The organism is Bradyrhizobium cenepequi, assembly GCF_020329485.1.
GTDB lineage: Bacteria > Pseudomonadota > Alphaproteobacteria > Rhizobiales > Xanthobacteraceae > Bradyrhizobium > Bradyrhizobium cenepequi.
Genome location: NZ_JAGKJI010000001.1, coordinates 385193 through 408117, shown reverse-complemented (window position 1 = coordinate 408117; position 22925 = coordinate 385193). Strand labels below are relative to the sequence as shown.

The following is a 22925-nucleotide window of genomic DNA, read 5'->3' as shown; positions in this document are numbered from 1 at the left end:
CACTTAAGTCCCCGCATCGCCGAGGCCGCGCGCCTTGCCGGCCGAGTGCAGGAACGCGCGCGAGATATCGAAGAATTCGGGCACATCGAGCAGGAAGGCATCGTGGCCCTTGTCGGTCTCGATCTCCGCGAACGAGACCCGCGCGCTCGAGGCATTCAGCGCATGCACCAGCGCCCGCGCTTCCGAGGTCGGAAACAGCCAGTCGCTCGTGAACGACACTACGCAAAAGCGTGTCTCGATATCGCGAAAGGCCTCCGCCAGCACGCCATCATGGTCGGCGGCGATGTCGAAATAGTCCATCGCCCGCGTCAGATAGAGATAGCTGTTGGCATCGAAGCGCTCGACAAAGGACGAGCCCTGGTAGCGCAGATAGCTCTCGACCTGGAAGTCGGCATCGAAGGAGAATGTCGGCAGCTCGCGGTCCTGCATCCGCCGCCCGAACTTGCGGTGCAGCGCTGCATCCGAGAGATAGGTGATGTGCGCAGCCATGCGCGCGACCGCGAGCCCGCGATGCGGATGCGTGCCCTGGTCGACATAGCTTCCGCTGCGCCAGTCCGGATCGGCCATCACAGCCTGCCGGCCGAGTTCATGGAAGGCGATGTTCTGCGCCGAATGGCGTGTCGAGCAGGCGATCGCGAGCGTCGAGAACACGCGCTCAGGGTAAGCCGCGGCCCATTGCACCGCCTGCATGCCGCCCATCGAGCCGCCGACCACGGCGAACAGCGTCTCGATGCCGAGCCGATCGATCAGCATCGCCTGCGCGCGCACCATGTCGGGAATGGTGATGATCGGAAAATCCAGGCCCCACACCTTGCCGGTCGTAGGGTTGAGCGAAGCAGGGCCGGTCGAACCCATGCAGCCGCCAAGCACGTTGGAGCAGATGATGAAGTATCTGGAGGTGTCGAGCGGCCGGCCGGGACCGACCATGGTCTCCCACCAGCCGGGCTTGCCTGTCACCGGATGCACATTGTTGACATGCTGATCGCCGGTCAGCGCGTGGCAGACGAGGATGGCGTTGGAGCGCTCGGCATTGAGCTCGCCATAGGTCTGATAGGCGATCTGAAATGGCGCAAGGTCGATGCCGCAGTCGAGCTTCAACGGCTGATCCGTGCCGAACTTCGCCACCGGCGAGGATGGATGATCGGCCTCATGGGCGCGATCCTCGCCCTGGATCGACGGTGTCTTGATCGACTGCACCTTGGTCATTGCGGCGCCTTCCCCCGATGCGGAGGTCCCGGACAGAAATCAGGCCATGAAAAACCCGGCCTGAACAAAGGTTCGGCCGGGATCGATCTGTCCCCGGCCTGTTTAGCGAGTTCTTTAACGTGGCTGCAAGCCGGCCGGCTCAAATGACCACGGAATGGAGGGAAAGTAGTCCCTTACCCGACCTGCGTCAAGGCAACCGAGCCGTTAACCTAGTCGTTACCTTTAGACTGAGCTTGCACCATCAGGCCCCATGGGACAGAAACGCGTCACTGACACTTCTCCCTCTCCCCGCTCTTGCGGGGAGAGGATCGGGGTGAGGGGCTCTCTCCGCGAACACGGTGACAGACGGATTCGCGGAGAGTCCCCCTCACCCGAAATTCAAGCTCGCTTGAATTTCGACCTCTCCCCGCGCGCGGGGCGAGGTGAACGAGGTCGCTCCCTGATTGAAGAGAATCGACAGGCCCTAGCATGTCAAAACCGCCTCCGGCGCCGCCCTCGCTGGCTGAGTTGCGCAAAGAAATCGATGCGATCGATGAGCAGGTCCACCGCCTCTTGATGGCGCGTGGCGACATCATCGATCGCCTGATCAGGGTGAAGCAGACCCAGGAAGTCGGCTCCGCGTTCCGGCCGGCACGCGAAGCGGACATGATGCGCCGCCTGGTCGAGCGCCATCGCGGCATCCTGCCGCTCGACACCATCGAGAGCATCTGGCGCGTCATCATCTCGACGTTCACTTACGTCCAGGCGCCGTTCTCGGTGCATGCCGATGTCTCGGTCGGCGAATCCATGATGCGGGATTCGGCGCGCTTCCATTTCGGCTTCGTGGTGCCCTATGTCTCGCATTTCAGCGCGCAGGCGGCCGTCGACGCAGTGGCGAAATCGAAGGGCGACCTGGCGCTGGTGTCGGCCATCTCCAGCCGAACGCCGTGGTGGATCGAGCTCGAGGCCGAGGGCGCGCCGAAGATCATCGCGCGGCTGCCGTTCCTGGAGCGCGCCGATCATCCGGCCGCGCTGCCCGTCTTCGTGATCTCGCGCGTCGCCGACGACGCGATGGTGACCGAAGTCGAAATGTGGAGCGTCCGCGTCTCCGGCTGGAACGCCGAGGTTGCCCGCGCGCTGGCGCCGCTCGCCGAGATCGTGGCGGTGCCGGACACCGCTTTCGACGGCGCGGCGCTGCTGGTGTCGGTCGCGGGCATCGGCTTCGAGAACATCAAGCTGGCGCTGATCAAGGCCGGAGCCTCGGTGCGCTCATCGGCTCTCGTCGGCAGCCACGCAACACGCTATACCGTGCCCTCGAACGGGACAGCCAAGACTTAAAGCAAGGCCGCCCCCAAATCCGGAGTTAGAGAGTTAACGATGTCCCGCCCCGTGCCGAACCCCGGCATCCTCGATATTGCGCCCTACACCCCCGGCAAGAGTCCGGTGGCGGAACCGGGGCGCAAGGTGTTCAAGCTTTCCGCCAACGAGACGCCGTTCGGCCCCTCGCCGAAGGCGATCGAGGCCTATAAGCACGCCGCAGAGCACCTGGAGGACTATCCGGAAGGCACCTCAAAGGTGCTGCGCGAGGCGATCGGCCGCGCCTACGGCCTCGACCCGAACCGCATCATCTGCGGTGCCGGTTCGGACGAAATCCTCAACCTGCTCGCCCACACCTATCTGTGCGAAGGCACGGAGGCGATCTCCACCACCCACGGCTTCCTGGTCTATCCGATCGCGACCATGGCGAATGGCGCCAAGCACGTCGTGGTGCCGGAGACCGACTACACCGCCGACGTCGATGCGATCCTGAAGGCGGTTACGCCGCGGACCAAGCTGGTCTGGCTCGCCAACCCGAACAACCCGACCGGCACCTACGTGCCGTTCGACGAGGTCAAGCGGCTGCGCGCCGGCCTGCCGTCGCATGTGTTGTTGGTGATCGACGCCGCCTATTGCGATTACGTGGTGCGCAACGACTATGGCCTCGGTCTTGAACTGTGTGCAACGACCGAGAACACGGTCATGACGCACACTTTCTCCAAGATCCACGGGCTCGCGGCGCTGCGCGTCGGCTGGATGTTCGGGCCTTCGCATATCGTCGATGCGGTGAATCGCATTCGCGGTCCCTTCAACGTATCGAGGCCGGCGATGCTCGCCGCGGTCGCTGCGATCGAGGACACCGCGCATGTCGAGATGTCCAGGATGCACAACGAGAAATGGCGGAGCTGGGTGACGGACGAGATCCGCAAGCTCGGGCTGAAGGTGACGCCGAGCGTCGCCAACTTCGTGCTGATCCATTTCTCGACCGAGAAAGGCAAGACCTCGGCCGAGGCGGATGCGTTCCTCACCAAGCGCGGACTGGTGCTGCGGGCGGTGAACAATTACGGCCTGCCGCACGCGCTGCGCATGACCATCGGCACCGAGGAGGCCAATCGCCTCGTGGTCGAGGGCCTGCGCGACTTCATGGATCAGAAGTGAACGGCGCACCGCACTTCCAGCGCGTCGCGCTGATCGGCTTCGGCCTGATCGGCGGCTCGATCGCGCGCGGCGCGCGGGCGCAGGGGCTCGCCGGCGAGATCGTCACCACCGCACGCTCGGAAAAGACGCGCGCACGTGTCGCCGAGCTCGGCATCGTCGACCGCGTGGTGGCGACCAATGCGGAAGCGGTCAAAGATGCCGATCTCGTCATCCTCTGCATTCCCGTCGGCGCCTGCGGGCCCGTGGCGGCGGAGATCGCGCCGCACCTGAAGAAGGGCGCCATCGTTTCCGACGTCGGCTCGGTCAAGGGCGCCATCGTCAAGGATATGGGGCCGCATATTCCTGATGGCGTGCACTTCGTGCCGGCGCATCCGGTCGCTGGCACCGAGCACTCCGGGCCCGATTCCGGTTTTGCCGAACTCTTCATCAACCGCTGGTGCATCCTGACGCCGCCTGAGGGCGCTGATGCGGGCGCGGTTGAAAGGCTGCGTGAATTCTGGGCCGCACTCGGCGCCAAGGTCGAGATCATGACGCCCGACCATCATGATCTCGTGCTCGCAATCACCAGCCATCTGCCGCATCTGATCGCCTACACCATAGTCGGCACCGCCGACGAGCTGGCGCAGGTGACGTCGTCGGAAGTGATCAAATTCTCCGCCGGTGGCTTTCGCGATTTCACCCGCATCGCGGCCTCCGACCCGACGATGTGGCGCGACGTGTTCCTGAGCAACAAGGACGCGGTGCTGGAGATGCTCGGCACCTTCAACGAGGATCTTTCCAAGCTGACGCGCGCGATCCGCCGCAGTGATGGCGAGGCGCTGTTCGACCACTTCACCCGCACCCGCGCGATCCGCCGCGGCATCGTCGAGATCGGCCAGGACTCGGCGGCGCCGGACTTCGGCCGGCCGCACGCGAATCTGGAGAAGAAGTAGCGCCGTCGTCATTGCGAGGAGCGCAAGCGACAAAGCAATCCATGCCTCAACAAGCGGCGACATGGATTGCTTCGCTTCGCTCGCAATGACGAACCCACGCGACGCGATCGATCTGGGCTACGGGCTAGAACAGCGGCGGGATCTGTCCGACCTTGATCGGGCCCAGGAACACCGCGCCGTCGGCGAAGCGCAGCGGGAAGCTGCGCGCCTTCTTGCCTTCCAGCATGGCTTCGCTGCCGAGCGAATTGACGGTGGCGGCGACGCCGACATTGGCGTTCTGCTTCACCATCTTGCCAAGGCCGGGGACCGCGCGGTCGAGCGCGCCAAAGAGATTGTTGAGGTCCTGCGTCTTCACGCCGGGCGCGACACGGTCGAGCGTCGATTGCGGCACACCCTCCTCTAGCATCTTCTCGATGCCCAGCGCCGGGATTACGCGCTCGAGGCCCGTGACCGTCATCTGCAATTCGCCTTCGATGCGGCCAGCCGCGTTGAGGCTCAAGCTGCCCGCGGAGACCGCGATCATCTCGCCCTGCTGGATGCGCGACTGCACGATCTCGACATGGCCGCCGGCCGCCTGGATCTCGCGGAAACGCTCCGGCCACGGCTTTGGCGTGAAATCCTTCAAGCCGGAAACTTTCGCACGGATGTCGGCATCGAACGGCGTCGCCAGCACCGGATGCACATCCTGCAGGCTGCCGCCGTTGATCTGCAGCGCGGTCTCGATCACGGGATTGTCGGCAGCCGAGTCTTCGGCGAGGCGGCCGTGCAGCTCGACGTGATTGGCGCGGCCGAGCGGCGTCTGCACCGAGCCGTTGACGCGATCGATCGCGGGATCGTCGAACACCAGCGAGCCGCGCTGCGGCACCGCGGGCAAGCCGGCCACGCTGGCGCGGCCTGTGCGCCAGTTCACGGCGAGCTGCGGCTGTGCGCCGCGCTCGGCGAGCGTCGCCGGCGCCTTGAATTCGGCGATCACGCGCGTGGGGTCGTAGACCTGCGCCACCACCAGAATCTCGCCGAGTCGCGCAGTGAACGAGGTCTGCGGCGCCGCGGTCTGCGACAGCAGGGTCACGCTGGCATCCTCGCAGCGGATCTCAAGCCGGAAGGGGTAACCGGCCACCGATCGCTTGCCGCAATCATAGACCCGGCCCGCCTTCGCCTCCTGCGCGCGCCAGGCATCGGCCTGCACCCAGACCTGGGACGCGGCATAGAACCAGAAGGCGCTCCAGGCGATGGCGAGGATCAGGACGAGGACGGGGGCGGCAAAGAGACGCCAACGGGAGCGCCGGCGCGGCGCGGGGGTCATATCAGGCATGCGGCGACCTCTGGCTGTCAATTTTGGCAAATGTAAGCGGAATCATGTTCCAGGAGCAGACGAAACCGCTTCGCTTCGCCTCGCGGGTTTGCTAGCCGTTGCGCCGATGTCCGCGCAACTCCTCTCCTCGCCCGAATCAGGTGACAACGACCTCTGGGTATTCGGTTACGGCTCGCTGATGTGGAAGCCGGGTTTCGAGTTCGAGGAACAGGTGGCGGCGCGGCTGATCGGCGAGCATCGTGCGCTCTGCGTCTATTCCTTCGACCATCGCGGCACGCCGGAACGGCCGGGACTGGTGCTCGGGCTCGACCGCGGCGGCGCCTGCCGCGGCATTGCGTTCCGCGTGGCGGCGAAGCGGCGCAGCGAGGCGATCGCTTACTTGCGTAGCCGCGAGCAGACCACCAATGTCTATCGCGAGGTGCACCGCTCGGTGTGGCTTGAGGCCGACCCGCGGTCGCGTGTGGCCGCGCTGGCCTATGTGGTGGACCGCAGCCATGTGCAATATGCCGGACGGCTGTCGCTCGCCGAACAGCTCCGCTTCGTGCAGCAGGGCCACGGTCGCTCGGGCAACAACCGCGACTACGTGCTGTCCACGGTGCTCGCGATCGAGAGCCAAGGTTTTCGCGATCCGCAGCTGCACAAGCTCGCAACGATGCTGCACGACGCGCATCCGATCGAGCTGCCGCTGCAGGAGGGAACGTAGCTACACCTTCGCCTTCGCGGTATCGGGCACCACGCCGAACAATTGCGCCTGCTCGGCGCGCGCGGCCGCGACGATGCTATCTGTGGCGCCCTCGATCGACTCGCGCAGGCGCGTCATGAATTCGGCGCGCGGCAAGCCTGGCGGCAGCGGATCGAGGAATTCGACCACCAGCGTCCCGGGATAGCGCATGAAGGTGCGGCGCGGCCAGAACAGGCCGGAATTGAGCGCGACCGGCAGGCACGGCACGCCGCTCTCGGTATAGATCTGCGCGACGCCGGTCTTGTAGCTCGGCGGCGCGCCGACCGGGCGCCGCGTGCCTTCCGGGAAGATCACGAGCTGGCGGCCGCGCTTCACTTCCGCCGCCGCGCGGCGCAACGTCTTGACCAGCGAGCGCGGACCGCCGCCGCGATCGATCGGGACCATCCCGGCCTTGACCAGGAATTGGCCGAACACCGGGATCCAGGTCAGCTCGCGCTTGAGCATGTAGAGCGGATGATCGAAGAAGCGCAAAAGCTGGAACGTCTCCCACATCGACTGGTGCTTGGCGGCGACGATCAAAGGTCCTTTCGGGATTTTCTCCAGTCCTCGGAATTCGACCCGGATGTTGCAGACGACGCGCATCAGGAACAGCGTCGCGTTCGCCCACCAGGCGGCCAGCGTCATCATCACTCCGCGCGGCAGCATCACGGTCGGGATCGCGAGGATGCTCAACGCCACCAGTACGAGATAGAACAGCACGTTGAAGACGAGCGAGCGCACGAAGATCGAAGACATCGAATTCCCGACAAAGAGTTGGTCTGGTCAGTTCACCTGCGCGGTCGCCGGCCGGCGCGGCGCCTGTGCGCCCGGAGGCTCGAGGAATTCCGGTCTCAGGTCGAGACCGGCCTGGGCCAGCCGCACCCGCACCTCCGCCGCGACATATTTGACGTATTCCGATAGCAGGAGGCGCAGCGTTCCGCCACTCATCCACCAGGGTTCGTCGCGCCATTTGTCGCCGATCACGACGAACGGGATCAGTTCGACATCCGGCATCGCGTGCGACAATTCAAGGATCGCGCGCGGCATGTGGTAGTTCGAGGTCACCACGATCAGCGACTTGAAGCCGCGCTCGCGCGCCCAGCGCCGCGTCTCCGCAGCGTTGCTCCTGGTATTGACCGCGGAGCGGTCGAGATCGACGCAGCACCGGAGCAGCGCCTGATTGTTCTCGGGCAGCGAGCGGGAAATGTCGCTTGCTGCATTGGTCGGGTGCACACCTGAGATCAACAGCCGCTTGCCGTAGCCGGCCGCCAGCAATTCCACCGCATCCGAGATGCGCGAGGAACCGCCGGTCAATACCACGATGCCGTCGGCATTGCGCGCGGGCGCGGTTTCGGCGCCGCGCAACTGCGACAGGAACGCGATGAAGCCTAGCCCGGCGGCGACGAACAAGATGGCCAGCGGCACGACGATCAGCGCGCGCAGCCATCCGCGCGGCCGCGCTGGCCGGCGCTTTTGCTGCGATCGGTCGTCGAGATCAGAGTTCATCGGATACGGCTGTCCTTCCCCGGCACGCAATTCTAGAGCGTTTTGGGGCGAAGTGGAGTCCGACGGTTCCATCAGTCGACGTCATCGAGCGTGGCGAACAGCGTCCGCCGCGAGGCCCAGGCCGTGATCGCGGCGATCAATACCGCCTGCAGCGCCAGCACCAGATAACCGGACGGGCGTAGCGAGAAGGTCCCGAGCAGGGCGGCGAACTGGTCGCCGACCGGAGTGCCCGAGAACCAGCTCGCGATCGATTCGGAGAAGCCGAAGAACAGCATCGCGATGCCGCCGCCGATCAGCCCGCCCTCGAGGCCCAGCATTAGGAAATGCCGCAGGAAACGGTTGGCGATGTAGCTGTCGGCGGCGCCGACGAAATGCAGCACCTCGACGATCGGCCGGTTCGCCGCCATAGCGCCGCGCGTGGCGAAGGATACCGAGATGATCGTCGCGACGATCACGAGTGCGAGAATGCCGATGCCGGCAAAAACGGTGGCGCCGGTCATCGAGCGCATCCGCTCGATCCAGGCGCGGTGATCGTCGACGCTGGCGCTGGGGGCAACCTGCGTGATCCGCGTCCGGAGCGCGGCGAGGTCGAGTGTGGTGCCGGGCTGCACCCGCGCCACGATGACGCGCGGCACCGGCAGTTGCTCGATCGACAATCCGCTGCCGAGCCACGGCTCGAGCAATTTGGCCGATTCCTCCTTGCTGAACGGGCGGACCTCGACGATGCCGGCCTGCGTCCGCATCGTCTCCACTGCTGCGGAAGCGTCGCGCTCGAGATCGCGGCCGGCGGTGGGGCGGATCTGGATCGTGATCTCGCTGGCGACTTCCGACTGCCACTCGGCCGCGGAGGCGCTGACCAAAAGCACCGCCCCTGTGGTTATCGAGGCCAGGAAGGTCATGATCGCCACGACGGCGACCAGCGCGCGGCCGGAGATCGAGGCGCGCGGCACGATCGGCGACATGTTGCGCGCGTTCGCCGACACCTGCGGGCGTTCATGCCCTAGGTCGACGAGCGGCACATGCTCTCGTCCGATCTTATTCATAGATGTGCAGCCGTCCCTGGTGCAGCACCAATCGCCGCGCTTCGTATTGGTCCATCAGCGTGATGTCGTGGGTGGCGATGATTACGGCGGTGCCGGACTTATTCAACTCGATGAACAGACGAAGCAGCCGCCGCCCGAGCGTCGGATCGACGCTGCCGGTCGGCTCGTCGGCCAGCAGCAATTGCGGCCGTGAGATCACGGCGCGCGCGATCGCGGCACGCTGCTTCTCGCCGCCAGAGAGGATCGGCGGCAGCGCATCCATCCGTTCGCCGAGGCCAACCCATTTCAAGAGATCGATCACCTCGCGCCGATAGCTGGATTCGTCGCGGCCCATCACGCGGAATGGCAGCGCGACATTCTCGTAGGTCGTCATGTGGTCGAGCAGGCGAAAGTCCTGCAGCACGATGCCGATGCGCTTGCGCAGGTTTGCCACCTGGTCCTTGCTCAGCAGCGAAACGTCCTTGCCGAACAGATTCACCAATCCCCGCGTCGGCCGCAGCGACAGGAACAACAGCCGGAGCAGCGAGGTCTTGCCCGCGCCCGAGGGACCAGTGAGGAACTGGAAGGAATGGGCCGGAATGGCGAAGCTAAGGTCGCGCAGAATCTCCGGGCCGAGCCCGTAACGCAATCCGACATTTTCGAACCGAACCAAGCTCTAGCTCCGCTCGACATGGGGTTGGACGTTGGGTTCAATTTGGGCGGCGGCCGGGAACCTCGAACCTCGGCTCGATCCTCGCGCCCGCTTGGGCCGGCGGTCCGAACGAAGCGTTTGTGCTTCGGTTATGGTTTCCGGTTCGTTAACGGTCGCCTTGTAGCATCGCGGCGCATCCATGGTGGGGATTGGGCTCCATGCATATCGTTTGCCCGCACTGTACAACATCCTACGCGATCCGGCTGGAGACCTTGGGTCCGGCCGGGCGTACGGTGCGTTGTTCCCGCTGCAAGGAGGTCTGGCTGGCGCGGCCGGAGGATGCCGTCGAGGCCACGGCGCCGATGCCGGCGATGGCGGCTGCGAGCCAATCCGAAGCGTCCGACGTCGCCGCGGAATGGGAGGCGATGGCGCGGCAGGAGGAGGACGAACGCGCGCCTGTCGTCGACAGCCCCTCGATCTCGGCCGACTGGCCGGCCGACGATGCGATCCAACAGGACTGGCCGTCGGTCGCCCGGGAAGACGCCGAGGCTCATGCGGATACCGAAGCCAAGCCCCGTCGCCGGCTGCCAGGCCTGTTCAAGCTGCCTGCCCTGCCCCGCATCAGCATGCCCGGAGCGAGCCTGCCCGGTGCCTGTGCCGCGATGGCGGCGCTGATTGTGGCGCTGGTGGTGTGGCGCAGCGACGTCGTGCGCCTGCTGCCGCAAACCGCACTGTTCTACAGGCTGGCGGGACTCGACGTGAATCTGCGCGGGGTGGCGTTCAAGGACATCAAGATCACCGACGACACCATGGACGGCCAGCTGGTGCTGGTGATCGAAGGCATGATCGTCGGCGAGACCCGAAAGCCGGTGGAACTGCCACGGTTGCGCTTTGCGGTGCGCGACGCGCAGGGTGCCGAGATCTATGCGTGGAACACGGTGCTGGAGCAGCCGGTGCTGAAGCCGGGCGAGCGCGCCTATTTCAAGTCGCGCCTTGCTTCGCCACCGCCCGAAGGCCGCACCGTGGATATCCGCTTCTTCAACAAGCGGGATCTGGCGGGCGGTGGCGGCCGCGCGTAGTACCGAAGTTGAATTTGGCCCAACGTCTCTTGCGAAGGAGGTTAGCTCGATGCCGCGGGTATTGATAGCCGACGACGAAGATTCGATGCGCTCGCTGGTGGCGCGCGCGATCGCGATGGACGGCCACGAGACCGTCACCGCGCAGGACGGCGCCGCCGCGCTGGAAATCCTGGCACGCGAGCAAGGCGCCTTCGATCTCCTGCTCACGGACATCCAGATGCCCGTGATGGACGGGATCGCATTGGCGCTGGCCAGCGCGCGTGATTTTCCGGACCTGAAGATCCTGTTGATGACCGGCTTCGCCGATCAGCGCGAGCGCGCCTCCGGCCTCAATGCGATCGTGCACGACGTGGTGACCAAGCCGTTCTCGGTCGCGGATATCCGCACGGCGGTGGCTGATGCGCTGTCGGCGCGGAAGGTGGCGTAGGTTCTCCGCTTGTCATTGCCGGGCTTGACCCGGCAATCCATCCAGGAAACGACTCTCGTGAAGATCGATGGATACGCGGATCAAGCCCGCGTATGACACGCGAGGCGCGAGGATAGCGCTCGCACCGAACCGCCTCAATAATCCTTCAGCAGTCGCTCGAGATAGTCGAGCTCGAGCTGCGGCCGCGACGGGTCGCCGAGGCGGCGGCGGAGTTCTTCGAGGATGCGCCTGACACGCTGGACGTCGATCTCACCGGGAATCTTGACGGTGTAGTCGTCGCCGAATTGGCGGCCGTGCAGGGGACGCCCGAGCGGATCGGTCTGGTTGCCGCCGCTCTGCTGTCTGCCGGCACGATTGCCGGGGCCATCGCCGGCCTGCTCGCCCTCACCCTGTTGCATCGCCTCGGCGAGGCTCTGCGCACCCTTGCGCAGCGCATCCAGCGCGCGGCCCTGCGAATCCACCGCACCGTCAGCATTGCCTTCGCCAAGCCGGCCGCCGGCATCGCCCATCGCGGAATCGGCCTGATCTAGCCCGTCATCACCGTCGCCCTGATCACCCTGCTGGCCGCCCTGACCTTGCTGGCCCTGTTGTCCCTGTTCGCCGCGCTGACCCTTTTCGCCACGCTGGCCCTGTTGTCCCATGCCGCGCTTGGCGAGCTCCTCCTGCAATTTCTGCAACCGGTCGCGCAGCGCCTGCTGATCCTGCTGCAGGTCGGACATGGACTGATCACCCTGCTTGCCGCGCATGCGGTCGCGCCGCGAATCCTGGCCCTGCTTGAAGGTCTTGTCGCGCAATTGCTGCTGCTTGCGGATCATGTCGCCGAGCTCGTTCAGCGCCTGCTCCATGTCGCTGTCGCCGCCCTGGCCGGGCTGCGCCATCTGCAGGTTCTCCAGCATCTGCTGGAGCTGGTCGAGCAATTGCTTCGCCGCGTCCTTGTCGCCGGAGCGCGATAGCCGCTCCATGCGGTCGAGCATGTTCTTCAGGTCCTGCTGGCTCAGGACCTTGGCATTGGGATCGAGCGGACGCGCCAATTGCTGCGGGTTGTTGCGGAACTGCTCGGCGAGCTGGCGCATGAAGTTGTCGAGAGCCGCACGCAGATTGTCGGTAAGCTTCTTGATCTCCTCGTCGCTCGCGCCACGCTCGAGCGCCTGCTTCAACGCGTCCTGCGCCGCACGCAGCGCCTTGTCGACGTCGGTGATGTTGCCGTCCTCGATGGTGACGGCAAGCGCCCACAGGCTGGCGACGACCTCGCGCAGCGCATCGTCGGTATGAGCGGCCTCGAGCTCCATCGTCACGCTGTGCAGGCCGAGATAGGTGCCCGCCTCCGGCGTGAACATTTCGGGCGCGATCAACAGCGCGCTCAGCGCGGCATAGACATCGGCGTTCTTGTTGGCATCAAGCGCGAGGATGCGGCGCTGCTCGATCAGCGCCCGCGCTAGCGGTTTGGTGAACAGCCGCTCCGGCAGGCGCATGTTGAACGGCTCACTCTTGGCCTCATTGCCAGCCTCGTCTTTCGCCGTCAGCGTCAGCGTCACATCTGCGCCGGCATAGGGATCTTCGCTCAAATCCTTGACGGTCTGGCCGACCCCATTGCGGGTGCGCGCGTTCGGCAGCACGAGCGGGAACTGCGGCGGCTCGAACAGCGGCCGGGCGTCTGCCGTCTTGGTTCCCGCGTTCCTGGAATCCTTGCTGGGTTCTTTGGCCGCATCGCTCGGACGCGCGATGAATTGGGCGCGGGATTCGGTGACGCCGTAATCGTCTTCGATCCTGTAGGACAACTGCAGCGAACCGCGCGCCTGCCGCTCCGGATCCTTGGCCAGCGCGATCGACGGAGGACGGTCAGGGGTTGCGGTAAAGCGCCACAGCGGCTGACCCGCGGGTGCGCGGACATGCGCTGTGCCGTCGCCTGCAATCTTGAAATGCCGCTCGTTGGTGCCCTTCGGCGCCTCTCCGCTCGGGGCGATCTCGGTCACGCCGCCACCGGCCACGACATCGATATTGCCGCCACTGGAACGCACCAAAAGCGTGCTCCCGGCGGGAACCGCCAATGGCCCGCTCTCGGCGGCAGCAGCTTCGCGGTTTGCCGACGACAGGATGATCGGCGGCTTGCCCGTGTAGTTCGGCGGCGTCACCCAGGCATCGACCCGGACATTGGTGGGCGCCAGCACGCCATTCCAATCGAAGGCGGAGGCGAAACGGAGAGAACGTTCGTCGCCGGCGGCGACATAGGCCGCAACCAGCATCACGATCACCAGCGCCCGCAGCGCCCATGGATCATGAATCGGAAGCCGCGGCGACGGCAGGCCGGCACGGATGCGCTTGAGCGACGCCAGCGTGCGCTCGCGCTGCGCCTGCCACAGCGCCTGCGAGACCGGGTCGCGGCTCGTGAGCGTATCGGTCAGCGCGGTCGCCGGGCGATGGCGGATGCCAGTGCCACGGTCGAGCCGACTCAAGCCCTCCTCGCGGGCCGGCCAGCGGAAACGAACCAGTGGAAGCAGCGCCGCGAGCGCCAGCAGAGCGAACAGGCCTACGCCGGCCAGGCGTACCGCAAGCGGCAGCACCAGCCAGAGTCCGACCCAGGAGACAACCAGGAACAATCCGATGACGGTCAGAAACCTGGCCAGATGCGGCCACACGCGCTCCCAAGCAATCGCGCATTGTGCCCGCTGCAGGGCTTCGTTCAGCTTCAGCCGCGCAACGGCGCCAGGCTCGCGCGCGGGCTCAGAGGGGTCGCCGCTCAATAAAATCTCCGGGTTGGCCTACAGATCACCTTACCACAAGGGCGGCAATGAGGCACCCGTTCCATTCCGGAAACCCACACGCGGAAATACGCATAACACGAAGGCGTGACTGCGCGTGAGCGACCCCGTAACGTCCGCGGCCTCACAACCTAGCCAAGTTGCTCTCCTAAACTGCATGAGGAAACGTCATGGACCAGAAGACGCACGACAAGGGCCTGGAAATCCGCAAGGCCGTGCTCGGCGAGGCCTATGTCTCCAACACGCTCAAGAACGTCGACAGCTTCAACAAGCCGTTCCAGGAACTGCTCAACGAATATTGCTGGGGCTCGGTATGGGGCCGCGAGGAATTGCCGCGCAAGACCCGCAGCATGCTCAACATCGCGATGATCTCGATCCTGAACCGGCCGCACGAATTGCGCGCGCATCTGAAGGGCGCGCTGACCAATGGCGTCACCCGTGACGAGATCCGCGAGATCCTGATGCAGGTCGCGATCTATGGCGGCATGCCCGCTGCCGTCGACAGCTTTCGGATCGCGCGCGAGGTGTTCGCCGAGATCGATAAGGGCTGACACCCACGCCGCCGTCGTCCCGGCCAAGCGAAGCGCGAGCCGGGATCCATAACCACAGGCGGATGTGATTACTGGAGCCACAGCCGGGCGCGGCAACTTCGGGCTGGGGGTATGGGGCCCCGCCTTCGCGGGGACGACATCGAGTGTGTAGCGCGCGGTTTCGCGCAATGAACTCGCGAGAGACAAAAAGGAATTACCATGGAAATTGGATTCATCGGCCTCGGGAACATGGGCTTTCCGATGGCGCGCCGGCTGGTCGAGGCCGGGCATCAACTTACCGTGTTCGACACGCGCAAGGAGGCTGTGGAGCGACTGACCGCACGCGGCGCGTTAGCCGCATCCTCGCCGCAGGAGGTCGCCAACCGGGTCGAGACCGTGATGGCGAGCCTGCCTTCGCTGCAGGCCTCGCTTGAGGTCGCAACCGGTGCCGGCGGCGTGATCGAGGGCAAGCGCGTCAAACGCTTCGTCGATCTCTCCACCGTCGGCTCGCAGATGGCGGTGCGCATCCACGACCTCCTGGCGAAGCGCAACATCGTGCAGATCGACAGCCCCGTCAGCGGCGGCGTTGGTGGCGCCGAAAAGGGAACGCTGGCGGTGATGGTCTCCGGCCCGCGCCCGGATTACGAGGGCCTGAAGCCGGTGCTCGACGTGATCGGCAAGGTGTTCTTCATCGGCGAGAAGCCGGGCTCGGGCCAGACCATGAAGCTCGCCAACAATTTCCTGTCGGCGACCGCGATGGTTGCGACCTCGGAAGCGGTGGTGATGGGCGTGAAGTCCGGGCTCGATCCGGCAGTGATGATCGATGTCATCAATGCGGGCTCAGGCATGAACACGGCGAGCCGCGACAAGTTTCCGCGCTCGGTGCTGCCGCGCACGTTCGATTTCGGCTTCGCCACCGGCTTGATGGTGAAGGACGTGCGGCTGTGCCTGGAAGAGATGAAGTCGCTTGGCCTGTCGATGGAAGTCGCCGAAGCCGTCGGCCGGCTCTGGGAAGTCGTCATCCGCGATATGGGGCCGGAGTCCGATTTCACCTCCGCGATCAAGCCGATCGAGAAGGCGGCGGGCGTGGTGGTCGGTGCGGCAAAGGGCAGTCACGCGGCGAAGTGAGCTGTGCGGACAAGATGCTTGAATCAACAAGAAAGACCGCCTGGCAGGCGGTCCTTCTGAATTTCAACGAAGGTGTTTTTGTCGGCCGCTTTGCGATCGCGCGCGGCGCTATTTCGACTTGCGACGGCGCTTGACGTACCAATAAACGCCCGCGGCGACGAGGAAGGGAAGTCCCGCGCCAGCGGCCGGGCCTGGAGCGCCACGATACGTTCCTTGCCCCTCATAATGGTAGACTTGGTTGGGAGGGAAGAACAGCCAAGCCGAGAAGTATACGCCAGCGGGCACGGCTGCCGCCATCAAGAGGAAAATCGCGAGAACCCAGCCTGGTAACGACATTGCTGCACTCCACTCAGCCATATTTGATAATATTAATCTCACTCTAATTTAAATATCTGTCAACGGGATTTAATATTTAAAATAGCAGCCCTGCGAAAATGGAGGGGACGATGGGGCCACGCGAAAATACCGCGTCTTATCCGAGATTTATTGGTTGCGCCGAGTTCAGCGCCCCTGCCCCGCGGCAGCGACATTGCTGTCGTCCTGTTTTGTTAAGTCAAAGGCACGTCTCGGCCGCTCGGGCTTAAAACGGCTCCCGCATGCTTCGGGCGCTCGACTGAGAAATCCGTCCGGAAGCCTGTTATTAAAAAACCTCTGTTGCCGCGCCGACTTTCCGGTGGTTATATTTAATTATATTGGCTATTAAATTGTAATGACCATTTTAAATAGATTGATTTCCGATCGTGCCGCGTCGCCGATAGCGAGGGACCTCCCGCGTGGCGAATTCTTCGCGGGGCTTTTCGCACTCGGCTGTATCAGCGGCTTCACATCACGCATCATCCAATCGATCGACCGGCTTGGATGGGTGGACGCCTTCTTCAATACTTTTGAAATCAGCATCATTGTTTGGATTTCGTGCGTCGCAGGGATCGCTCTCATTCTTCAAGACCGAACGACCGGGATTCGTTCGTCGGACCTCGCGATTGGCGCAGCGTTTGTCATTCTGGTCATTCTGCCCATCGGTCCCGTGAGCTGGTTCGCAGTCACCGCGCTCGGCCTCTACCTCATCAGCTCCAGCGACATCCCCTCGACCCGACGCGGCGCCCTCATACTGGTGGCGACCTGCGTGCCCATGCTCTGGAGCCGGTTGCTGTTTCAGTTCTTCGCCGACCTGATACTGCAAATCGACGCCTCGCTTGTGAGCTGGCTGTTGCACTCGCCTCGGAGTGGCGACATCGTTGATTTCGCCGACGGGTCCGGCGTTCTCGTGATCCTGCCGGCCTGTTCTTCGCTCGCCAACGTATCGCTTGCGGTTCTCTGCTGGGTCACCGTGAGCCAATCCGTCGATCACAAGCGATCCGCTTACGATCTGTTCTGGTGCCTGATGGCCTGCGTGTCGGTGATCGCGGTGAATGTTACGCGCATCGGTTTCATGGGATTGAGCCAATGGCACTATGCGATGTTCCATTCGCAATGGGGCGCCGCTGTCGCCAACACAATCATACTGGGCCTGATCGTCGGCTTCTGCGTGATAGGAGTGAGGCGTGAGCTCTTCCAGCGCATTTAGGGCATCGATCGCCGCCGTGCTCCTGCTGGCGATCGGGTGGAAGATCGCGGTCCCCGCCGATAACAAGAGCCACCTGAAAGAAGATCTCATTGAATTTCTCGAGACCAGGCACTTCAACGTGGTCGTAACCGACCAGATCGTGAATGATATGCCGATGGTCCGGGCCAACATCGCATCATGCCAGCTGCACGTCGCCAGGCTGACGCCCGATGGATCGAACGCGAATCTCATCCGCCATCTTGCTGCAGGCGCGGAGCACTCGTTCGTGGTCTTTCGCGGCGTGGTGTACACGCGACAACCGGTATTCTGGACCGTGCTGGATTATCTCTGGTCCAGATTCCTTCGCGAGCTTGGGTTGGCGAGGCACATTTCGCCTGTCATCAGCGTAGCGGAGAGCTCATCCTGCGACGCCGAACGGCTGCCATGGGGCGAGCTTCAAGGCTCGCCACGAGCCAGCTAAAACTCCTTCGTCGTCCCGGCCAAGCGAACGAAGTGAGCGCTGAGCCGGGACGACAGCGGAGAACGTGAAAGGCGGTCGCCGCTCACAGCCACGGCGCGGGCTTGTCCATTGCGATCAGCGCCTCGACCTCGACGCGCGGGCGCACGACTGCGTATTGATCGTCCTTGACCAGCACTTCCGGCACCAAGGGCCTCGTGTTGTAGCTGCCGGACTGCACCGCGCCATAGGCGCCGGCGGTCATGATCGCCAGGAGATCGCCCACCTTGGGCTCGGGCAGCGAACGGTCGAGCGCGAGATAGTCGCCGCTTTCGCAGACCGGGCCGACCACGTCGGCCACGATCATGGGCGCGCCCTTCCTGGCCTGCCGCACCGGCAGGATGTCGTGATGCGCCTCGTACAGCGTCGGCCGGATCAGGTCATTCATCGCGGCATCGATGATGACGAAGTTCTTGGCCTCGCCATGCTTCACATAGATCACGCGTGTGATGAGGATGCCGGCATTGCCGACAATCATCCGCCCCGGCTCGAACATCAGCGTGCAGCCGAGGTTATGCGTCACGCGCTTGACCATCGCGGCATAGAGGTCGGGCGCCGGCGGTGCCTCGCGGTCCATGTAATAGGGAATGCCAAGCCCGCCGCCGAAATCGATGTGCGAGATATTGTGGCCGTCGGCGCGCAAGGTCTGCACGAATTCGGCGAGGATCCGGAACGCGGTCTCCATCTTCGACAGATCGGTGATCTGGCTGCCGATATGCATGTCGGCGCCCGTCACCTCGATGCCCGGCAGCTTCGCCGCGCGGGCATAGACCTCGCGCGCCCGCGCAATCGGGATGCCGAACTTGTTCTCGGACTTGCCGGTCGAGATCTTGGCGTGCGTGCCGGCATCGACATCGGGATTGACGCGCACCGAAATGCGCGCGGTCTTGCCCATCTCGGCCGCAAGCCGCGACAACAGTTCGAGCTCGGGCTCGGACTCGATGTTGATGCAGAGGATGTCGGCGGAGAGCGCGGCGCGCAGCTCGGCCTCGGTCTTGCCGACGCCGGAGAACACGATCTTCGACGGCGCGATGCCGGCGGCAATCGCGCGCTTCAATTCGCCGCCCGACACCACGTCAGCGCCGGCGCCGAGCTTTGCCAGGGTGCGCAAGACCGACTGGTTGGAATTGGCCTTCATGGCGTAGCAGACCAGGACCTTCTCGCCGGCGAAGGCTTCGGTGAACACCCGGTAGTGGCGCTCCAGCGTCGCGGTCGAATAGCAATAGAGCGGCGTGCCCACGGTCTCGGCGAGCTTCGACAGGTCAACCGCTTCGGCGTGCAGCACGCCGTCGCGATAGTCGAAATGGTTCATGGCACGCTCAGTCGAGAAGCGGGTCGAGGACGAACGAGCGCTGGCGACCCTTGGCCGCGGCCGGCGGCGCATCCGTTCCATAGTTCGGATTGAACAGGCTCGGCTCGGCTGCCCGCCGGGTCTCGGTATCGCCTTCCGGAGCAGCCGGCGTCTGCGCTGAGCTCGCGGTCGGCGGCAGGTCGAGCGGTCCCTTGCGTCCGCAGCCGCCGAGCGTCAGCGCGGCAACGCCGACAAGGATGAGAGCCCATCCCGGCCGGGTCAGGCGGTGATTACAGGTCACGACGAAATCCCCAATGCGGGCCGCACCATACAAACATTGATTTGCTCTGGCGAGCCCCGGATAACCATGAGATTGCAGCGAAATTTGTCGTTCAGCCCAATTTTCGCTCTTTTTCCAGCCGCTTTGCCCAGGCTTTCGCCTGGGAAAGCACGTTCCTGGGCGCGGTGCCGCCATAACTGGTGCGGCTTTTCACCGATGATTCGACCGACAGCACTTTGAGTGCGTCCGCGGTGATCTTCGGCTCGACCTCCTGCATCGCCTTGAGCGGCAGCTCGTGCAGGGCGACGCCCCGCTCCGAGGCCAGCGCGACGATGCGGCCGGTGACATGGTGGGCCTCGCGGAACGGCATCTTGAGCGTGCGCACCAGCCAATCGGCGAGGTCGGTGGCGGTGGCATAGCCCTCGCCGGCTGCGGCTTTCATCCGCGCTTCGTCCGGCACGAGATCCCTGACCATGCCTGTCATGGCGCGGATCGCGAGCGACAGCGCGGCAAAGGCTTCCATCGCGCCCTGCTTGTCCTCCTGCATGTCCTTCTGATAGGCGAGCGGCAGACCCTTCATCACGATCAGGAGCGCGGTGAGCGCGCCGATCACGCGTCCGGTCTTGGCGCGCACCAGTTCCGCCGCATCCGGGTTGCGCTTCTGCGGCATGATGGAAGAGCCGGTGGTGAACTTGTCGCTGAGACTCACGAGACCGACCAAGGGCGAGGTCCAGACCACGATCTCCTCGGCGAAGCGCGACAGGTGCACGGCCGTGATCGCGGCGGCGGACAGGGTTTCGAGGACAAAATCGCGATCGGACACGGCGTCGAGCGAATTGGCCATCGGACGGTCGAAGCCGAGCGTTTTTGCCGTCGCGGCCCGGTCGATCGGGAACGAGGTGCCGGCGAGCGCGGCAGCGCCGAGCGGCGATTCGTTCAATCGCTTGCGGGCATCAGTGAAGCGGCCGCGGTCGCGCGCCGCCATCTCGACATAGGCAAGCAAATGATGCCCGAAGGTGACGGGCTGGGCGGTCTGCAGATGGGTGAAGCCGGGCATCACGGTTGCGGCATGTTCCAGCGCGCGCTCAACCAGCGCCGTCTGGAACGTGGCCAGTGCTGCGTCCGTCTCGTCGATCGTGTCACGGACGTAGAGGCGGAAGTCGGTCGCGACCTGGTCGTTGCGGGAGCGCGCGGTGTGAAGCCGCCCGGCGGCAGGGCCGATCAGGTCCGACAGCCGGCTCTCGACGTTCATATGGATATCTTCGAGCGCGCGCTTGAAATCGAACGATCCCTTGTCGATTTCTGACAAAATCGTGTCTAGACCTTTACCGATATTTTTCGCATCAGACGCGCTGATAATGCCTTGCGCGGCGAGCATCGCGGCGTGGGCCTTGGACGCGGCGATGTCCTGGGCATAAAGGTGACGATCGACGTCGATGGAGACGTTGATTTCCTCCATGATCGCGTCGGGACGCTCGGAGAACCGCCCGCCCCACATCTTGTTGCTCATGATTGCTCGCTCACGACTTCTCAAAGCTTCAGGCCCTGCCCTTGATCGCCCGACTGTCGAAACCGACCCGGCGCCGGCGCGGGCCCTGCTTAGCCACAATTAACGTTGGATGACAACGAATGCCTGAAACTCCCCCGTCCCGTGGCGCCACACGCCGGATTCCGCTCGTGATCGGCGCAGTGCTGGTCGGCGCGCTGATCGGCTATGCCGGCGTCTCCGGATTTGGCGGGCTGATGTGGCGCGGCCCGGCCGGTGACCCGGCCTGCAGTGGTGCGGTCGATCTGGCGAAGAAGCTCGGCCCGCTGGCCCGTGGCGAGGTCGCCGCCCTGACGATGGCGACAAAGCCCCTGCAGGTCCCCGACCTTGCCTTCGAGGACGCAGACGGCAAACCGAGGAAGCTGTCGGACTGGCGCGGCAAGACCGTGCTGGTGAACCTCTGGGCCACCTGGTGCGTGCCCTGCCGCAAGGAGATGCCGGCGCTGGACGCGCTGCAGGCCAAGCTCGGCGGCAAGGATTTCGAGGTGGTGGCGATCAACATCGACACCCGCGACTTCGACAAGCCGAAGAACTTCCTGAAAGACGCCAATCTGACCCGGCTCGGCTATTTCAGCGATGCGAAAGCCAAGGTTTTTCAGGATCTTAAGAGCATAGGCAAAGCGCTCGGCATGCCCACCTCGTTGCTGGTCGACGGCAAGGGCTGCGAGATCGCGACCATTGCGGGACCGGCCGAATGGGCGAGCGATGATGCGGTGAAGCTGATCACGGCGGCGGTGCAGCCGGCCGCGGCAGGGATCTAGGCGACGACGTTCAGATTGCCGCCGACGCCCGGTGCCAGATTGGCGTTGGACGGGGCACCCAGCAGGGTCTGCACCGCGAATTTCTCGGCGTCCGAATTGGATTTGATGATTGAGGTCTGGATCTGCGACTGCAGGCCGCCGGCCTGCATGGCCAGAATGCCCGAGACCATGCTCATCATGTCCATACGCGGTACTCCCAAGTTCGGGCGCACCATAGGCGGCAGGGGTTAACGCCTGCCTACCGCGTCGGGACCGGCTTCTCGCCGCGGTAGTCGTAGAAACCACGCTGGGTCTTGCGGCCGAGCCAGCCGGCCTCGACGTATTTCACCAGCAGCGGGCACGGCCGGTATTTTGAATCCGCGAGCCCCTCATGCAGCACCTGCATGATCGACAGACAGGTATCGAGCCCGATGAAATCGGCCAGTTCCAGCGGCCCCATCGGATGGTGGGCCCCTAACTTCATCGCCGCGTCGATCGCCTCGACATTTCCGACGCCCTCATAGAGCGTATAGATCGCTTCGTTGATCATCGGCAGCAGGATGCGGTTGACGATGAAGGCCGGGAAATCCTCCGATACCGCGATCTGCTTGCCGAGCTTGCTGACGAACTCCTTCGCGGTGTCGAAGGTCAGATCATCGGTAGCGATGCCGCGGATCAATTCCACCAATTCCATCAGCGGCACCGGATTCATGAAATGAATGCCGATGAAGCGCTCGGGGCGGTCGGTGGAGGCGGCAAGCCGCGTGATCGAGATCGACGAGGAGTTGGAGGCGATGATCGCTTCCGGCTTCAGGACGGCGCAGAGATCATGGAAGATCTTGCGCTTGGTCTCCTCCTTCTCGACTGCGGTCTCGATCACGAGATCGCAATCCGCCAAATCGTCGAGGCTTTCGGTCGCGACGATTCGGGACAGCGCCTGCTTGCGCTGTTCCTCGGTAATAGTCTTCTTGGCCACCTGGCGCGACAGATTGCCGTTGATGGTTGCCAGCGCCGATTTCACGCGATCGGCGGAAATGTCGTTGAGAAGCACGTTGAAGCCGGCAAGCGCCGCCACATGGGCAATGCCGTTGCCCATCTGGCCCGAGCCGATCACGCCGACCTTCTTGATTGCGACCGTCATGTTGTCATCCACCGGGACGGCGCGCACATCGCGCCTCGCCCAAGTCCCTTACAATGTCCCCTATATCCGACAAGTCTTACGTTTGCGCATGATCTTTTCGTAAACCGGCGCCCACTTAGCGCCAAAGCGGCGCTCCAAG

24 protein-coding genes and 1 riboswitch are annotated in these 22925 nt (G+C 64.3%); of the genes, 11 read left to right on the top strand and 13 right to left on the bottom strand.

The features are described 5' to 3' along the window. Window positions 1-3: 3 nt before the first annotated feature. Window positions 4-1206: a homoserine O-acetyltransferase MetX gene (gene metX / locus J6497_RS02035; RefSeq protein ID WP_225702547.1), complete on the bottom strand. Its 1203-nt coding sequence runs from the start codon at window positions 1204-1206 to the stop codon at window positions 4-6. A gap of 81 nt (window positions 1207-1287) precedes the next feature. After that, window positions 1288-1367: riboswitch (SAM riboswitch) on the bottom strand. A gap of 307 nt (window positions 1368-1674) precedes the next feature. Here metX and J6497_RS02030 point away from each other — a divergent pair. The 3 genes from J6497_RS02030 to J6497_RS02020 are packed head-to-tail and all read left to right on the top strand — an operon-like array spanning window position 1675 to window position 4592. Continuing rightward, entirely contained in the window at window positions 1675-2523 is an 849-nt protein-coding gene (locus J6497_RS02030) for a chorismate mutase (protein WP_225702546.1), read from the top strand. 39 nt (window positions 2524-2562) lie between these two features. Beyond that, complete coding sequence (gene hisC, locus J6497_RS02025) at window positions 2563-3660, top strand: histidinol-phosphate transaminase (protein WP_225702545.1); 1098 nt, start codon at window positions 2563-2565, stop codon at window positions 3658-3660. After that, a complete protein-coding gene (locus tag J6497_RS02020; RefSeq protein ID WP_225702544.1) occupies window positions 3657-4592 on the top strand; it encodes a prephenate/arogenate dehydrogenase family protein in 936 nt (311 codons plus the stop codon). Before hisC ends, J6497_RS02020 begins: the two co-directional genes overlap by 4 nt. Window positions 4593-4716: 124 nt before the next feature. Here the strand turns inward: J6497_RS02020 and J6497_RS02015 are convergent, their stop codons facing one another. After that, window positions 4717-5904, bottom strand: a complete 1188-nt coding sequence (locus J6497_RS02015) for a DUF2125 domain-containing protein (protein WP_225702543.1) — start codon at window positions 5902-5904, stop codon at window positions 4717-4719. A 106-nt stretch (window positions 5905-6010) separates the two neighbouring features. On the opposite strand from J6497_RS02015, the gene J6497_RS02010 reads away from it, so the two are divergent. Further along, window positions 6011-6607, top strand: coding sequence for a gamma-glutamylcyclotransferase (locus J6497_RS02010; RefSeq protein WP_225702542.1), 597 nt, complete (start codon window positions 6011-6013; stop codon window positions 6605-6607). Here J6497_RS02010 and J6497_RS02005 read toward each other — a convergent pair whose 3' ends face one another. From J6497_RS02005 to ftsE, 4 genes are all read right to left on the bottom strand, one after another. Continuing rightward, the gene (locus J6497_RS02005; protein ID WP_225702541.1) at window positions 6608-7381 is read right to left on the bottom strand and encodes a lysophospholipid acyltransferase family protein; all 774 of its coding nucleotides are present in this window, start codon (window positions 7379-7381) and stop codon (window positions 6608-6610) included. A 27-nt stretch (window positions 7382-7408) separates the two neighbouring features. Next, the gene (locus tag J6497_RS02000; protein ID WP_225702540.1) at window positions 7409-8131 is read right to left on the bottom strand and encodes a YdcF family protein; all 723 of its coding nucleotides are present in this window, start codon (window positions 8129-8131) and stop codon (window positions 7409-7411) included. 71 nt (window positions 8132-8202) lie between these two features. Continuing rightward, a complete protein-coding gene (locus J6497_RS01995) occupies window positions 8203-9174 on the bottom strand; it encodes a cell division protein FtsX (RefSeq protein ID WP_225702539.1) in 972 nt (323 codons plus the stop codon). Further along, window positions 9167-9826 (bottom strand): cell division ATP-binding protein FtsE, encoded by a 660-nt coding sequence (ftsE, locus tag J6497_RS01990; protein ID WP_225702538.1) that lies wholly within the window; start codon window positions 9824-9826, stop codon window positions 9167-9169. The genes J6497_RS01995 and ftsE overlap by 8 nt, the downstream gene beginning before the upstream one ends. Before the next feature lie 197 nt (window positions 9827-10023). Here ftsE and J6497_RS01985 point away from each other — a divergent pair, with 197 nt between their 5' ends. Together J6497_RS01985 and J6497_RS01980 are read left to right on the top strand one after the other, a co-directional pair. Continuing rightward, entirely contained in the window at window positions 10024-10884 is an 861-nt protein-coding gene (locus J6497_RS01985) for an MJ0042-type zinc finger domain-containing protein (protein WP_225702537.1), read from the top strand. A gap of 49 nt (window positions 10885-10933) precedes the next feature. Next, the gene (locus J6497_RS01980; protein ID WP_225702536.1) at window positions 10934-11311 is read left to right on the top strand and encodes a response regulator; all 378 of its coding nucleotides are present in this window, start codon (window positions 10934-10936) and stop codon (window positions 11309-11311) included. 134 nt (window positions 11312-11445) lie between these two features. On the opposite strand, the gene J6497_RS01975 is transcribed toward J6497_RS01980, so the two are convergent. Further along, window positions 11446-14052: a TIGR02302 family protein gene (locus J6497_RS01975; RefSeq protein WP_225702535.1), complete on the bottom strand. Its 2607-nt coding sequence runs from the start codon at window positions 14050-14052 to the stop codon at window positions 11446-11448. A 188-nt stretch (window positions 14053-14240) separates the two neighbouring features. Here J6497_RS01975 and J6497_RS01970 point away from each other — a divergent pair, with 188 nt between their 5' ends. Both J6497_RS01970 and J6497_RS01965 read left to right on the top strand, forming a co-directional pair. Beyond that, window positions 14241-14621 (top strand): carboxymuconolactone decarboxylase family protein, encoded by a 381-nt coding sequence (locus J6497_RS01970; RefSeq protein WP_225702534.1) that lies wholly within the window; start codon window positions 14241-14243, stop codon window positions 14619-14621. Window positions 14622-14819: 198 nt separating this feature from the next. Continuing rightward, window positions 14820-15728: an NAD(P)-dependent oxidoreductase gene (locus J6497_RS01965; protein ID WP_225702533.1), complete on the top strand. Its 909-nt coding sequence runs from the start codon at window positions 14820-14822 to the stop codon at window positions 15726-15728. Between the two features lie 108 nt (window positions 15729-15836). On the opposite strand, the gene J6497_RS01960 is transcribed toward J6497_RS01965, so the two are convergent. Further along, window positions 15837-16064, bottom strand: a complete 228-nt coding sequence (locus J6497_RS01960) for a hypothetical protein (RefSeq protein ID WP_225702532.1) — start codon at window positions 16062-16064, stop codon at window positions 15837-15839. Window positions 16065-16752: 688 nt separating this feature from the next. Between J6497_RS01960 and J6497_RS01955 the strand changes: the two genes are divergently transcribed. Together J6497_RS01955 and J6497_RS01950 are read left to right on the top strand one after the other, a co-directional pair. After that, window positions 16753-17292, top strand: coding sequence for a hypothetical protein (locus J6497_RS01955; protein WP_225702531.1), 540 nt, complete (start codon window positions 16753-16755; stop codon window positions 17290-17292). After that, window positions 17270-17752: a hypothetical protein gene (locus J6497_RS01950; protein WP_225702530.1), complete on the top strand. Its 483-nt coding sequence runs from the start codon at window positions 17270-17272 to the stop codon at window positions 17750-17752. Before J6497_RS01955 ends, J6497_RS01950 begins: the two co-directional genes overlap by 23 nt. A gap of 82 nt (window positions 17753-17834) precedes the next feature. Here the strand turns inward: J6497_RS01950 and lysA are convergent, their stop codons facing one another. The 3 genes from lysA to argH form a co-directional block, all read right to left on the bottom strand. Continuing rightward, entirely contained in the window at window positions 17835-19100 is a 1266-nt protein-coding gene (gene lysA, locus J6497_RS01945; RefSeq protein ID WP_225702529.1) for a diaminopimelate decarboxylase, read from the bottom strand. 7 nt (window positions 19101-19107) lie between these two features. Continuing rightward, window positions 19108-19380 carry an LPS translocon maturation chaperone LptM gene (lptM, locus tag J6497_RS01940; protein WP_225702528.1) on the bottom strand — a complete coding sequence of 91 codons (273 nt, stop codon included), beginning with the start codon at window positions 19378-19380 and terminating at the stop codon, window positions 19108-19110. Window positions 19381-19471: 91 nt separating this feature from the next. Further along, entirely contained in the window at window positions 19472-20869 is a 1398-nt protein-coding gene (argH, locus tag J6497_RS01935) for an argininosuccinate lyase (RefSeq protein WP_225702527.1), read from the bottom strand. A gap of 119 nt (window positions 20870-20988) precedes the next feature. On the opposite strand from argH, the gene tlpA reads away from it, so the two are divergent. Next, complete coding sequence (tlpA, locus tag J6497_RS01930) at window positions 20989-21666, top strand: thiol:disulfide interchange protein TlpA (protein WP_225702526.1); 678 nt, start codon at window positions 20989-20991, stop codon at window positions 21664-21666. Here the strand turns inward: tlpA and J6497_RS01925 are convergent. Together J6497_RS01925 and J6497_RS01920 are read right to left on the bottom strand one after the other, a co-directional pair. Then, window positions 21663-21851: a hypothetical protein gene (locus tag J6497_RS01925; protein ID WP_225702525.1), complete on the bottom strand. Its 189-nt coding sequence runs from the start codon at window positions 21849-21851 to the stop codon at window positions 21663-21665. The genes tlpA and J6497_RS01925 overlap by 4 nt on opposite strands. A gap of 53 nt (window positions 21852-21904) precedes the next feature. Further along, window positions 21905-22786 (bottom strand): 3-hydroxybutyryl-CoA dehydrogenase, encoded by an 882-nt coding sequence (locus J6497_RS01920; RefSeq protein ID WP_225702524.1) that lies wholly within the window; start codon window positions 22784-22786, stop codon window positions 21905-21907. Between the last annotated feature and the right edge of the window lie 139 nt (window positions 22787-22925).